Source organism: Enterococcus sp. DIV0187, from assembly GCF_051713785.1.
GTDB classification, from domain to species: Bacteria; Bacillota; Bacilli; order Lactobacillales; family Enterococcaceae; genus Enterococcus_A; species Enterococcus_A avium.
On sequence record NZ_JBIOQO010000001.1, the window covers coordinates 996,752 to 1,010,000 of the forward strand.

The 13,249-nt window shown below is 41.3% G+C and carries 8 protein-coding genes, 13 tRNA genes and 2 rRNA genes (1 of these 23 only partly in view); 3 read left to right on the forward strand and 20 right to left on the reverse strand.

All coding sequences use genetic code 11. The features are described from left to right. Position 1 precedes the first annotated feature (1 nt). From ilvB to IGI52_RS04855, 4 genes are all read right to left on the reverse strand, one after another. Positions 2-1,699, reverse strand: coding sequence for a biosynthetic-type acetolactate synthase large subunit (ilvB, locus tag IGI52_RS04840; RefSeq protein ID WP_311895278.1), 1,698 nt, complete (start codon positions 1,697-1,699; stop codon positions 2-4). 164 nt (positions 1,700-1,863) lie between these two features. After that, on the reverse strand, positions 1,864-3,549 hold the full coding sequence (ilvD, locus tag IGI52_RS04845; RefSeq protein ID WP_438780617.1) for a dihydroxy-acid dehydratase: 1,686 nt from the start codon (positions 3,547-3,549) through the stop codon (positions 1,864-1,866). Between the two features lie 496 nt (positions 3,550-4,045). After that, positions 4,046-5,851: an ABC transporter ATP-binding protein gene (locus IGI52_RS04850; protein ID WP_438780618.1), complete on the reverse strand. Its 1,806-nt coding sequence runs from the start codon at positions 5,849-5,851 to the stop codon at positions 4,046-4,048. Then, positions 5,832-7,574 (reverse strand): ABC transporter ATP-binding protein, encoded by a 1,743-nt coding sequence (locus IGI52_RS04855; RefSeq protein ID WP_438780619.1) that lies wholly within the window; start codon positions 7,572-7,574, stop codon positions 5,832-5,834. Before IGI52_RS04855 ends, IGI52_RS04850 begins: the two co-directional genes overlap by 20 nt. A gap of 76 nt (positions 7,575-7,650) precedes the next feature. On the opposite strand from IGI52_RS04855, the gene IGI52_RS04860 reads away from it, so the two are divergent. The 3 genes from IGI52_RS04860 to IGI52_RS04870 all read left to right on the forward strand — a co-directional run bounded on the left by IGI52_RS04860 (position 7,651) and on the right by IGI52_RS04870 (position 10,736). Then, complete coding sequence (locus tag IGI52_RS04860) at positions 7,651-8,484, forward strand: MerR family DNA-binding transcriptional regulator (protein ID WP_438780620.1); 834 nt, start codon at positions 7,651-7,653, stop codon at positions 8,482-8,484. 480 nt (positions 8,485-8,964) lie between these two features. Further along, a complete protein-coding gene (locus tag IGI52_RS04865) occupies positions 8,965-10,131 on the forward strand; it encodes an RtcB family protein (protein ID WP_438780621.1) in 1,167 nt (388 codons plus the stop codon). A gap of 203 nt (positions 10,132-10,334) precedes the next feature. Next, a complete protein-coding gene (locus tag IGI52_RS04870; RefSeq protein WP_438780622.1) occupies positions 10,335-10,736 on the forward strand; it encodes a hypothetical protein in 402 nt (133 codons plus the stop codon). A 164-nt stretch (positions 10,737-10,900) separates the two neighbouring features. Here IGI52_RS04870 and IGI52_RS04875 read toward each other — a convergent pair whose 3' ends face one another. From IGI52_RS04875 to IGI52_RS04950, 16 genes are all read right to left on the reverse strand, one after another. Next, positions 10,901-11,419 (reverse strand): isochorismatase family cysteine hydrolase, encoded by a 519-nt coding sequence (locus IGI52_RS04875; RefSeq protein WP_016179210.1) that lies wholly within the window; start codon positions 11,417-11,419, stop codon positions 10,901-10,903. 122 nt (positions 11,420-11,541) lie between these two features. Continuing rightward, positions 11,542-11,614, reverse strand: a tRNA-His gene (locus tag IGI52_RS04880). A gap of 59 nt (positions 11,615-11,673) precedes the next feature. Then, positions 11,674-11,757: transfer RNA gene (locus IGI52_RS04885), tRNA-Leu, on the reverse strand. 24 nt (positions 11,758-11,781) lie between these two features. Next, positions 11,782-11,852 (reverse strand) — tRNA-Cys (locus IGI52_RS04890). Positions 11,853-11,921: 69 nt separating this feature from the next. Beyond that, positions 11,922-11,993, reverse strand: a tRNA-Gln gene (locus tag IGI52_RS04895). Positions 11,994-12,004: 11 nt separating this feature from the next. Beyond that, positions 12,005-12,077: transfer RNA gene (locus IGI52_RS04900), tRNA-His, on the reverse strand. 17 nt (positions 12,078-12,094) lie between these two features. Continuing rightward, positions 12,095-12,165 (reverse strand) — tRNA-Trp (locus tag IGI52_RS04905). Between the two features lie 8 nt (positions 12,166-12,173). Then, positions 12,174-12,254: transfer RNA gene (locus IGI52_RS04910), tRNA-Tyr, on the reverse strand. A 1-nt stretch (position 12,255) separates the two neighbouring features. Next, positions 12,256-12,331 (reverse strand) — tRNA-Phe (locus IGI52_RS04915). A gap of 30 nt (positions 12,332-12,361) precedes the next feature. Then, a tRNA-Asp gene (locus IGI52_RS04920) sits at positions 12,362-12,437 on the reverse strand. A 3-nt stretch (positions 12,438-12,440) separates the two neighbouring features. Next, positions 12,441-12,513: transfer RNA gene (locus IGI52_RS04925), tRNA-Val, on the reverse strand. Between the two features lie 15 nt (positions 12,514-12,528). Then, positions 12,529-12,600, reverse strand: a tRNA-Glu gene (locus IGI52_RS04930). Positions 12,601-12,618: 18 nt separating this feature from the next. Next, positions 12,619-12,707 (reverse strand) — tRNA-Ser (locus tag IGI52_RS04935). 51 nt (positions 12,708-12,758) lie between these two features. Then, positions 12,759-12,832 (reverse strand) — tRNA-Asn (locus IGI52_RS04940). Positions 12,833-12,839: 7 nt separating this feature from the next. Then, positions 12,840-12,955 (reverse strand): 5S ribosomal RNA (gene rrf / locus IGI52_RS04945). Positions 12,956-13,029: 74 nt separating this feature from the next. After that, a 23S ribosomal RNA gene (locus IGI52_RS04950) occupies positions 13,030-13,249 on the reverse strand (it continues 2,692 nt past the right edge of the window).

Sequence of the window (13,249 nt, forward strand, 5' to 3'; positions counted from 1 at the left end):
TTTAATCAACTCCCAACATCTGATCATTCGGCATGCCAGCCGGAATCATTGGTAATACATGCTCCTTGTTGCAAATCATTACTTCAATCAGCATTGGTCCAGCAGTGGCAAACGCTTCTTGCAAATCCTTTTCTAAGGTGGTGGGATCAGTAATTTTTTTACTACCAATTCCATAGGCCTCAGCCATTTTCATGAAATCTGGCTGCTCGTGGAAAACAGATTGTGAGCGACGTTCATTGAAGAATTTCTCCTGCCATTGGCGAACCATCCCAAGTGATTGGTTGTTTAATAGAACAAACTTAATATCGAGATTATTTTGATTCAAAATTGCCAATTCTTGATTTGTCATTTGGAAACCGCCATCTCCAACGAACACAACCACAGAATCATTTGGTTTTCCGAATTTTGTTCCAATACCTGCTGGGATACCGTACCCCATCGTCCCCAAACCGCCGCTAGTAATCAATTGTTTAGAAAATTGAAAAGGATAAAACTGGGCTACCCACATTTGATGTTGGCCAACATCCGTTACAATATAGGATTTGCCTTCTGTAATACGTCCGATAATCTCAATCACAGCTTGTGGCTTGATGACTTTTTCATTCCATTCATACTTTAAGGGATATCTTTGTTGACGCGCTTTACAAACCATGCGCCACTCTTCACAATCAGGTGCAGGAATCTCAATTGACAGCATTTGTTGAAGAGCAACTTTTGCATCCCCTACAATTGGAATATCAGTATGAATAATCTTGCCTATTTCAACTGGATCAACATCGATATGAGCAACTTTCGCGTGTGGGGCGAAAGCTTCAGGCGAACAGGCCAGACGATCATCAAAGCGACTGCCGATATTAATCAATAAATCCGTCTCCATCAGCGCCATATTTGCTGCATAGGTGCCATGCATTCCGCCCATTCCTAAGAAATACGGATGATCCTGCGGTAGCAGCCCTAAGCCTAGCAAAGTAGAAACAGTAGGTAACCGATATTTTTCAACAAACTGCCGTAATTCTTCGGCACCATCGGCAGCTACCACACCGCCGCCAACTAATACAATCGGTTTCTCAGCTTTCTTCAATAAGTTCATTAGACGTTCGATTTGTAAAATTGATGGTGTCACCGTTGGCTGATAGCTTTCTAAATGAATAACTTCATCAATCTTAGGATTTGCCTTTAACGTCGTGATATCTTTTGGCAGGTCGATTAAGACTGGGCCTTTTCTACCTGTCGTCGCAATGTGGAAGGCTTCATTGACGATTCGTGGAAGCTCTTCAATATCCCGAACTTGATAGTTGTTTTTGGTTATTGGTACGGTAATCCCTAACATATCTGCTTCTTGGAAGGCATCTTTTCCGATTCCCGGCGTCGTTACTTGTCCTGTAATGACAACTAAAGGTACAGAATCAATCATTGCATCCGCTATCCCAGTCACTACATTGGTTGCGCCTGGTCCGCTGGTAACGATTACTACTCCTGGTTTTCCTGTAGCTTTGGCATATCCTTCCGCTGCGTGGACAGCACCTTGTTCATGACGTGTGAGAATATTTGGAATCGGTTCATCGTAAAGTGAGTCATATAAGGGTAAAACGGAGCCTCCAGGATAGCCAAAAATCAATTCGACTCCTTGATTTTCCAAACACTTGATTAATAAATCCGCTCCTGAATATAGGTGTTCAACTTCTACTTCTTGTTTCATTTCTTCCACCCCCATTCCTCCTTTTAATGTATTTATTTTTCTTTCAGAAAAATAAGTCTCAAGTTCATGCCGTATATCATTCCACTAGCTTTTTTCAACTTATCTTTCTTCCTTTTTTTGATTATTTCACATTGGCAACTGTGATAATCATGATGGCATTCGCTTTATTCTTCTTCTGGTAATTCCATAACGCCGCCAGTGTGCGCTGAAGTTACCATTGCTGAGTATCGAGCTAACCAGCCTTTTTTGACTTTTGGTTGGAATTTTGGTAATTTTTCTTTTCGTTTAGTCAACTCTTCCTCCGATACAGCCACATTCAGTGTGCGGGCAGTCAAATCAATCGTGATTTCATCGCCATCTTGAACTAAAGCGATCGGTCCACCTGCTGCAGCTTCTGGTGAAATATGCCCTACAGCAATTCCACGCGTTGCTCCAGAGAAGCGTCCATCAGTAATTAGTGCAACATCTTTTCCTAAGCCGCGTCCAACAATACTTGATGTTGGTGCCAGCATTTCCGGCATCCCCGGCCCACCCTTCGGTCCTTCGTAACGAATGACCACGACATGTCCCTTAGTAACGGTATGATTATCGATTGCTTCAACCGCTTCGTCGTGAGAAGCAAAACAAATCGCTTTTCCTTTAAATACTTTGATACTTGGATCAACGCCGCCAACCTTGATCACACTGCCTGCTGGCGCGATATTCCCATAGAGGATTGAAAGACCTCCGACTGAACTGTAAGGAGCTGTTTTCGGATGAATCACTTCTTCATTCATGATCTTGGCAGAAGCAACATTCTCTCGTAAAGTTTTGCCAGTGACTGTGATCCGATCTGAATGAATCGCACCGTCAATCGAGACTAATTCATTAATGATTGCTGGTACACCGCCTGCTTCGTGAACATCGTGCATCGAATAGCTGGAAGAAGGAGCGATTTTAGATAAGTAAGGAACTCTTTTCGCAATCTCATTAATATCTGATTGATCGTAATCGATTTCTGCTTCATTTGCGATGGCCAATGTGTGAAGGACTGTATTGGTTGAACCACCCATCGCCATGTCTAAGGCAAAGGCATCATCAATTGCTTCCTTGGTTACGATATCCCGTGGTTTGATTTGCTTTTTGACCAAATTCATCAAATGCTTCGCTGATTCTCGAACCAATTCACGACGCTCGTCAGAAACGGCTAGAACAGTTCCATTTCCGGGTAAAGCCAAACCTAACATCTCCAATAAACAGTTCATAGAATTTGCGGTAAACATGCCTGCACAAGACCCACAGGTCGGACAAGCATTTTGTTCCATGAACAAGAACTCTTTTTCCGTCATCTGTCCTTCTTTATATGCACCCACAGCTTCAAACATTGAAGATAGTGTCGTTTGATGGCCTCTCGGATCAATTCCAGCTTTCATGGGACCGCCAGAACAGAAAATCGATGGTACGTTTGTTCGCATCGCGGCCATGATCATCCCTGGTGTAATCTTGTCACAGTTAGGAATGTAGAACACACCATCGAACCAATGAGCATTGATCACTGTTTCTGCTGCATCTGCAATCAGCTCACGGCTTGGTAAAGAGTAGCGCATACCGATATGTCCCATTGCAATTCCGTCGTCTACACCAATCGTGTTAAATTCAAAAGGAATTCCTCCTGCTTCACGAATGGCCTCTTTAGCTACATCAGCTAGTTCTCGCAGGTGAACGTGCCCCGGTACAATATCGATATAAGAATTACAAATAGCAATAAATGGTTTATCCATGTCATGGATATTTTTTACTTGGCCAGTCGCATATAATAAACTTCTGGCGGGTGCTGCATCAATTCCTTTTTTAATCTGATCACTTCTCATAGTCACATCTCCCTGCTTTTAGCCAACCCATTTTTCCAACTCAAGAAAAATGAGCTTATTTTCATGCGCATATCTTTGTACTAAGTTCTTTGCTTGATAAATTGTTATCCATCATTAGTTTTACTCTTACGCTAAATATCCTGTGAAAAGTACAACTGACAAAAAGAGCATCCCATCAATAAATGGGATGCTCTTGCAAGAATCCCATTTCTAACGCAAATAGGACTCAAACTAACGGTTGATACTACTTCCGCGTTCTAAGTCCTGGACTCAATAATTAATAAGACGATGCCATCAAAATTATTGTATTTACTCTTGCGCATAAAAATCGGCTCCTCATTTTTCTAATAGTTTCTTAATCATTTTTTTATACTATACATTTCATAAGATTAAAAGTCAATGAATTTTCAGAATATTTTCTAACTTAGTAATTTTTTGGTTCCTCACATATCTTTCTAAAATCTATAAAAAACAAGCTCAACGATGATCGTTGAGCTTATCCGGCGAATTGACTATTATAAAGATTTGCATAGAAATCGCCTTTTTTCATTAAACTGCTGTGATTTCCCTGTTCGATAATCGAGCCATCTTTCATCACTAAAATTAAATCGGCATTCTTAATCGTGGATAACCGATGGGCGATAACAAAGCTGGTTCGTTCAGTGGTTAACTGATCCATCGCCTGCTGAATCATCCCTTCTGTTCGTGTGTCTACACTTGAGGTTGCCTCATCTAAGATTAGCAATTGCGGATCTGCCAAAATTGCCCGAGCAATTGTTAAAAGCTGTTGTTGTCCTTGTGAAATCTGAGTTCCATCGGGAGAAATGATCGTGTCATAACCATTAGGCAATGTGCGAATAAAGTGGTGACATTGAGCATCTTTTGCTGCCTGAACGATTTCTTGTCTTGTAGCATCCGGCTTCCCGTAAGCGATATTATCTGCCACCGTTCCTTCAAACAGCCATGTATCTTGCAAAACCATTCCGAATTTTTGACGAATCTCCGCACGTGAGAAATGACTAATATTCTTTCCGTCTACTTCGATTTGACCATTGGTTAGTTCGTAGAAGCGCATTAACAGATTAATCATCGTCGTTTTTCCAGCGCCTGTTGGGCCAACGATTGCGACCATTTGCTTCGGCTTCACCTTAAAATTGACATCTTCCATCAACAGCTTGTCAGGCGAATAACCAAATGCCACGTGTTTGAAGGCTACTTCACCACGCACATTTTCTGGAACCGAAAGATTTAGTACTTCTTCAACCTCTTCCTCCTGATCCAAAATCTCAAAAATACGCTCTAATGCTGCAAAAGCACTCTGCAGGCTGTTGATTACATACGAGACCTGTGTGATTGGCTCAGAAACTTGATTCACATATTGAAGATATGCTTGAACTAAACCAATGGATAGCTGACCATTGATTACCATGATCCCTCCCACGACGGCACTAGTAACGAATCCTAACTGATTAATCAATCGAATCAACGGATTAATCGCGAAACTTACGAACTGAGCCTTTTTAAAAGCTTGAAACTGTGCTTCATTCAATTTATCCAACTCGTCAGCTGTTGCTTGCTGACGATTGTAGGCCTTGATCAGTAAATTTCCTGAATAATTCTCTTCGGCCTTGGTCCCTACAGCGCCCAAAGCCGCTTGATTTTCGGAAAAATACTCTTGATTTTTGTGAGCTAAACGGTTTGTAAGAAATAGACTCACTAATAAGATGATGACAATACCCAATGTCAATAACGGACTTAAATAGATCATCACTCCCAGTCCGATTACAATCGATAAAATTGCCGAAATCATTTGCATCAAACCAACCTGTAAAACTTCTGATACCTTATCCAAATCAAGTGTCGCTCTCGTTAAGATATCACCAGTCTTATATTGATCAAAGAACTTCATAGGCAAATGATTCAGCTTTTCTGTTAGCTTTGTTCTTAAACGCAAGGTCAATGTCTCCGCGACGCTGGCCATCGTATACTCCTGTAATAAGGAGAACAGTGAAACGCCGCACCAAGCTATGAAGAGCCAGACTACAGGCTGTATCAGAGCAGCAAATAGATTTTCCATAGTTACTTGCTGTGTACGAATTAACGTAATAATCGCGTCTAATCCCCAGCCTAATATCAGTGGCGTAATAGCCATTAATGCAGCAAAACAGATGGCCGAAGCAATAATGACCGCAAAGCGCGTTTTCTGCTCAATTAATAATTTAAACAGACGAATTCCGGTTTTTTTAAATTCCTTCGGTGTTTCTGTCTCTACCTTTTTTTCATCAACTTGCTTGATGCTCATGTTTTATCCCCTCCATTCCTTGAGACTTGGCAAATTCTTGGTAAACATGACAGGTACGAAGCAATTCTTCGTGGGTGCCTTTACCAACAATCTTTCCTTCCTCCAAAACGATATTCTGATCGGCATCTTTGATCGTCGATAGACGCTGAGCCACAATCACGATCGCAGCTTCAGTTAGATAACTTTTCAATGCCTTTCGCAGTTTGGCATCCGTTTGATAATCCAATGCTGAAAAACTATCATCGAAGAAATACAAATCAGCTGGTTTAATTAAGGCTCTTGCAATACTCAACCGCTGCTTCTGACCACCTGAAAAGTTGTTGCCTTTTTGTGCGACAAACGCATCGAATTGACCATCTAAATCAGCAATAAAATCTTCCGCCTGCGCCACTTTAGCCGCCTGTTTCATTTCTTCTTCCGTCGCATATGGATTTCCAAAAAGAAAATTGTCCTTAACCGTACCACTGAATAGAAAAGCCTTTTGCGGAACATAACTGATTCGTGCTCTCAACGATTCTTGGGTGACATTTTTGATGGATTCCCCATGAAAACGAATTTCCCCCTTCGTCGTATCTCTCAACCGAAGCAGCGCCTTAGCAATCGTACTCTTACCCGATCCAGTACCGCCGACAATAGCGGTCACACCTTTAGGGATATCAAAGGTGATATTGGACAAGACGGCTTCTTCTGCTCCACTATAGGCAAAATCAACCTGATCAAAAACAGCAATCGGCTGGTTTTCTCTTAACTCAAAAGCTGTTTTTGACCCATCAATGATTTCTTCTTGTGTATCTAATACCTCGCCAATCCGCTCTAACGAAGCCAATGCTTTTGGAATCATCACAATTACCATCGCCGCCATCGTCAAGAACCAGAGACTTAAAATTGTGTATTCGCTGATAGCTGTTAAGCTCCCAATTGGCACACTTCCTTGAAGCACCATGACGCCGCCAAAAGCCAGAACAGCTGTCATCCCTACTCCCATTACTAAATTGACTGTAGGATTCAAGACAGCAAACAGCTTATTGACCCGAATCATGACTTCTGCATAATTACTGAAGGTTTTATCCGTGCGTTTCTTTTCAAAATTATTCTTGTTAAATGCGCGAATCACTCGAACACCAGTGTAGAATTCTCTTAAAATCTGCATCATTTTATCCATTCGCTGCTGCATCACATCCGCTAAAGGAATGGCCTTTTTAATAACAGCTAACGAAACAAGTGAAAATAGCACAATCGAGACAATCGGAATCCAGACAAAGCGCCAGGAAATTGCTCCTGTCAACACAATCGAAGCAAGACAAATCAACGGTGCAGGGATGATCATTTGAAAGACCATCATCATGATTTGTTGGATATTCGTAATATCACTTGTCGTTCTAGCTAGTAATGTCGGCGTTCCAAACTCATCCATATCCGCCATTGATAAGCGTTGTGTCTTATCTACTAAACGTTTTCGCAAAAAGTAACCAAAACGACCAGCCAAAATTGCCGAATAATAGCTGGCAATAATCGAGACAATCCCTGTTAAGACCGCAATTCCTAGCATAAATGCACCATTTCGCCAAATCGCTCCTTGATCTTGAGTTAAGATGCCTTCATCAATAATTTCAGCAACATAGTAAGGAATCATCAGTGTTCCGACCGCTTGCACAATCATTAAGATGAAGGTGCCTAAGAACATCCTTTGATATTCTTTGAAAAAGATTTTGAATAGTTTCATCTTTTTTCCCTCCTTCTCCTATGATAGAATAAACTGTAACGTAACGTTACAGTCAAGCGAAAAATGAGGATTAGTTATGAAAAAATTTTTAACGATCAGCGAGATGGCAAAATATGCAGGCATTAGCCGCCGGACTTTGATTTATTACGATCAAATCGACCTTTTCAAACCGGCAAAGGTCGGTGAAAACGGCTATCGCTACTATGTGATTGATCAATATTTTGAATTAGACGTTATTCTCTTATTAAAAAATCTCGACGTTTCTTTGGAGGATATACATGTCTTCTTAAAAAATCGGAATGTGGAATACGTTCTTGATGGATTTATGCGACAGAAACAGAAGATTGATGAACAAATCCAAAAATTAGGAGGGATTCGCAGCGCACTGGATAGCTACATTGAACGCTATACTACATTAAAAAACTTTGATTTAGAATCAATCACTTATTCTTATCGCGAAGCGGAATCTTTCGTCATTTCTGATATCATCGAAAGCTACGATGATATTGACGCTGCCCAGATTTACGGACGTTTTTATTCCTCTGTTGACAGCAGTGATTTATTCAGTGGCTATCCGATTGGCTTTTTAGTAGATGGTTCCGCCTTTTACGAGAAAAATTTTCATGCTGCTCCCTATCGAGCTCTCGTAAAAATACCTGAAGAGCGCTTGCACATCTATGATCGGCAACGTGCTGTTAAACGACCAGCTGGAGATTATGTTTCTGGGTTTATGAAGGACGAGATTCACCATATTAATACTTTTAATAATCGCTTCAGAAATTACCTGAAGGAGAATAACTTGGAGTTAAACGGTGATATCTGGGAATTGCTATGGCAGGATGAAACAACCTCGGAACATCCCGAAGATCAAGTTTTTGAAGTTTTAATTCCGGTGAAACCTAAAGAGTAAGACTAAACAGCCTTGACACTCGATATTTAAGAATGATAGGATGAAAAAGAATTTAAGGAAGGGAGAGAGCAAGATGAGTAAGACTATAAAAATAAACCAAATACAATCGATTGATTTGTTTGATACGTTTTATTCGAACAAAAAGTCTTCATCCGTAGACTCTCTGTATTCGTAAATAAAGCCTATTTGTGAAACTGTCAATCCGATGATTGGCAGTTTTTTTGTATGTTCTGCTTTTTGCAGTTTGTAAAGTATGAGTGTTTAATCGTCGCTTTTCAACAAATATTGAGGACAAAATATCAAGCAGAATGATATGCGCACAAAAGTGAACTTCCCTGCCGTTGAGTTATCAACGCCCTACAAACATGAATAATCAAAAACATTGATGGAGGTGTTTCCTATGAGTGGAAAAAGAAGAAAATCAGAGAATAATACAAATTAACTGAGGGATCGATTGATTCCTCAAAGAGAGGATTCAATATGTTAACAATTAAAGGAAAATACAATACAGCAACAGTCTATACCGACATTTTAACTGACAGTACAGTCGGTCAAATCATGACTCTATGCAATCAAAAATTCGCACAAGATGCCAAAATTCGAATCATGCCAGATACTCACAGCGGCTCAAGCAGCGTTATCGGGACGACGATGACAATAAAGGATCAGGTCGTTCCCAACCTTGTCGGCGTAGATATCGGCTGCGGACTAAATGTAACTAAATTTAGAAAAGGTGTCAAACTGAATTTCGATAAATTAGATAGAATAATTCGTAATCGGATTCCCAGTGGACACCATTCTCACAGCAAGCCTTTATATAGTTTTCCCTTAGAAAACATTCAGGCGCCGATTCATCGCGGATGGGCCCTACGAAGCTTAGGAACATTAGGCGGTGGCAATCATTTCATCGAGGTCAATGAAGGCAGTGACGGTTTTTATCTAGTCATCCACAGCGGCAGCCGTGTATTAGGCAAAGAGATTGCTGAATACCATCAGGAAATCGCCTATCAAAAACTGACAAAAATGCGACAAGATTTAAAGCAGCAAGCGAAGGTAGCGAATGATCCTGATGAAAAAGCAGATTTGAATCGTCAATGGGAAGAATTAAAAATTCCCTATGATTTATCTTATGTGTCAAATCAAGATTTGGAAAATTACCTGTCAGATATGCAGATTGCACAGCAATACGCGGCACTTAATCGTCAAAGCATGGCACAGACGATTTTAAAAGCAATGAAATGGGAAAAGCAGGTTATTGGAAGCTTTGACAGTCCCCATAATTATATTGATTTGAAGCATATGATTTTACGTAAAGGGGCGGCTTCTGCTAGAAAAAACGAGAAAATGATTATTCCTTTAAATATGAAGGACGGTTCTATTATTGGTGTCGGAAAAGGCAATGACGAATGGAATCAATCCGGGCCCCATGGAGCTGGTCGCACAATGAGCCGCTCTCAAGCTAGAGCATCAATCAGTCTAGAAAACTACCAGCATATGATGCGGCATGTTTGGACGACCTCTGTTTCTAAAAAAACGCTAGACGAAGCACCTAAAGCGTATAAATCAAAAAAACAGATACTGACTGATCTGCACGAAACAATGGAAGTAAAAGAAATCATTCGACCATTGTATAATTTTAAAGGTTGATTAATCGTCGCTTAAGTCAGTGGAAAAAATTTACAAAATAAAAATTGATTAGCGTTTTTAAATTCAAAGTTGCTAAACTTTAGGTGAACGCGGAGGTAATCGGAAATACCGGATAAGCGAAATTTTTTTAAGATGATTTATCATCACGAAAAAGGATTCGCTTATCCTTTTTTGTTTGGCATTGTCATCTAAGAGGTTTTCATATGTCAAAAACTCGACACGTCACTCCCAACATCCGCAAAGAATTCGCCCGCTTTGCTATACCTGCCGTTATCGGTATGGTCGTCTCGTCCCTGTACAATATCGTTAATGGTATTTTCGTTGGACAAGGCGTTGGCGAAATGGGATTAGGCGCCATCAATATCGTCTATCCCTTTATCATGCTGGAAATAGCTATCACAATGCTGATCGCAATTGGGTTGATTTTAAATATTCTTGTATTGACCTTTACCACGACGGCTTGCCGTTTACTCAGGGCCAATGACCAGCTCCTGACTTATGCCAAAGAATACATTTGGTGGATCGCTTTATTCGGGATCATCTATATGCCGGGATTGGGATTAAGTATTTTCGTTCGGAACGATAATGCGCCTTTGACTAGTTGATCACTACTCATTAATAGTTATGCCTAAGAAAGCATTTTTGTCACATTATAATCTAGTATATCCGTTTGTATTATTAAGAAGACCCGGAGAATAAGCCTTCGTGAATGTCGAACGTCTCAAGTCAATGACATTGTTGATTTATTTTTTTGCAGTACTGAGTTTTGCTAATCGTTTGCCAATTGTTCTATTGCTTCATGGGTTTTCGACACTTCAATACCCGCTTCAGCTAATTTTTGATTCCATGAATCAATTACTTTTTCGGCATTCTTAACAAACGTACTATGAGCATCTTCTAATAGAAACGTTTCAAATCCTCTCGATTGACTCTCTAGACAAGCGGCCTGCACACAGCCATTTGTAACAAATCCACATATGTATATCGTTTGTATATTCAGCCTTTTTAATAATTCTATAAAATTCTCCTCCGCAAAAATATTGCTTCTTTTCTTATTAAAGTAAATCGGGGTTTCTGGGCATCTAATGGTAGAAACGAGCTCCCATGAACCTGTTTCAGCAACTAATGAAGTTTTATTCGTGTGTCGGGTAAAAAGGATTGGTTGTTGAATAGTATCAAATTTATCGATAAGTAAATTGATATTTGAAATTATTTGGTTTTTCTTATGAATCCCTCTATCAAGTACCCCGGTTTGACCATCCAAAACTAGCAGCATTTTCTTCAACATTTGTCCCTCCAGAAATGAACTCTTTCTTGAAATAATACTTCTATTTTAAACCCTCACATTGTTGGAGAGTCAAGTTGTGAATCAAAAAAAGACTCAACAGATTTCTGCTGAGTCTTCATTAGGGCGAATGATGGGAATCGAACCCACGAGTGTCGGAGCCACAATCCGATGCGTTAACCACTTCGCCACATCCGCCATTACCCTATTCAATTTCAAATAAAAAACTAAGATGAAATAACCATCTTAGCTCTTTATACCGGCGGCCGGGGTCGAACCGGCACGCCCGTGAGGGCACTGGATTTTGAGTCCAGCGCGTCTGCCAATTCCGCCACGCCGGCATGTCAATAACTATTCTAGTACTAAGGCGGTAACCGGATTTGAACCGGTGATGAAGGTTTTGCAGACCTCTGCCTTACCACTTGGCTATACCGCCATTATACTATTGTTTTCTTCTTAGAACAAGCATTTTTCAAGAGAGTTTCCTGAAACTTTTCTAAGAAAACTGGGGTAGCTGGATTCGAACCAACGCATGAGGGAGTCAAAGTCCCTTGCCTTACCGCTTGGCTATACCCCAATAATTACAAGGGCGAACGATGGGAATCGAACCCACGAGTGCCGGAGCCACAATCCGGTGCGTTAACCACTTCGCCACGATCGCCATATTAATAATGAAAACAGGGGCAGCAGGAATTGAACCCACACTAACGGTTTTGGAGACCGCTGTTCTACCTTTAAACTATGCCCCTGAAACAAATGGAGGAGAGTGGATTCGAACCACTGAACCCTAAGGAACGGATTTACAGTCCGTCGCGTTTAGCCACTTCGCTACTCCTCCATGGTGGCGCGGGACAGAATCGAACTGCCGACACACGGAGCTTCAATCCGTTGCTCTACCAACTGAGCTACCGCGCCATATATAATAGTTTAAAGTTTTCAATTAAATGGCGGTCCCGACGGGATTTGAACCCGCGATCTCCTGCGTGACAGGCAGGCATGTTAACCCCTACACCACGGAACCGAATGGAGGTTAACGGGATCGAACCGCTGACCCTCTGCTTGTAAGGCAGATGCTCTCCCAGCTGAGCTAAACCTCCATATCTTTAATTAAATGACCCGTACGGGACTCGAACCCGTGTTACCGCCGTGAAAGGGCGGTGTCTTAACCGCTTGACCAACGGGCCAATAAAAAAATATTGCTACGGAGAGTAAGGGATTCGAACCCTTGAGACAGGAATACCCGCCTACATGATTTCCAATCATGCTCCTTCGGCCACTCGGACAACTCTCCAAGATAGGAGCACAAAGGCCCAATACTCTATAATTATTCTCTTTCGAGAAACTCCGGCAGTAGGACTCGAACCTACGACATCATGATTAACAGTCATGCGCTACTACCAACTGAGCTATGCCGGAATAATACGCGCGGCGACGTCCTAATCTCACAAGGGGCAACCCCTCACTACAATCGGCGCTAAGAAGCTTAACTTCTGTGTTCGACATGGGAACAGGTGTATCCTTCTCGCTATCGCCACCACACTAGTATTTAATTGAGTAAACGTCGTTCACTCAAAACTGGATCAGAAACATTCTAACAACCGTGAATCAATTTTTTGGTTAAGTCCTCGATCGATTAGTATCAGTCCGCTCCGTACATCACTGCACTTCCACTCCTGACCTATCTACCTGATCTTCTCTCAGGGATCTTACTTTCTTAAAGAAATGGGAAATCTCATCTTGAGGTGGGCTTCACACTTAGATGCTTTCAGCGTTTATCCCTTCCCTACATAGCTACCCAGCGATGCCTCTGGCGAGACAACTGGTACACCAGCG

What these genes read in the sequence shown, in the direction of transcription:
- IGI52_RS04865 (WP_438780621.1), top strand. Translation starts at nt 8,965, where the DNA reads ATGTTAACAATTAAAGGAAAATACAATACAGCAACAGTCTATACCGAC.
- IGI52_RS04875 (WP_016179210.1), bottom strand. Translation starts at nt 11,419, where the DNA reads ATGTTGAAGAAAATGCTGCTAGTTTTGGATGGTCAAACCGGGGTACTT.
- ilvB (WP_311895278.1), bottom strand. Translation starts at nt 1,699, where the DNA reads ATGAAACAAGAAGTAGAAGTTGAACACCTATATTCAGGAGCGGATTTA.
- IGI52_RS04855 (WP_438780619.1), bottom strand. Translation starts at nt 7,574, where the DNA reads ATGAAACTATTCAAAATCTTTTTCAAAGAATATCAAAGGATGTTCTTA.
- IGI52_RS04850 (WP_438780618.1), bottom strand. Translation starts at nt 5,851, where the DNA reads ATGAGCATCAAGCAAGTTGATGAAAAAAAGGTAGAGACAGAAACACCG.
- IGI52_RS04870 (WP_438780622.1), top strand. Translation starts at nt 10,335, where the DNA reads ATGTCAAAAACTCGACACGTCACTCCCAACATCCGCAAAGAATTCGCC.
- ilvD (WP_438780617.1), bottom strand. Translation starts at nt 3,549, where the DNA reads ATGAGAAGTGATCAGATTAAAAAAGGAATTGATGCAGCACCCGCCAGA.
- IGI52_RS04860 (WP_438780620.1), top strand. Translation starts at nt 7,651, where the DNA reads ATGAAAAAATTTTTAACGATCAGCGAGATGGCAAAATATGCAGGCATT.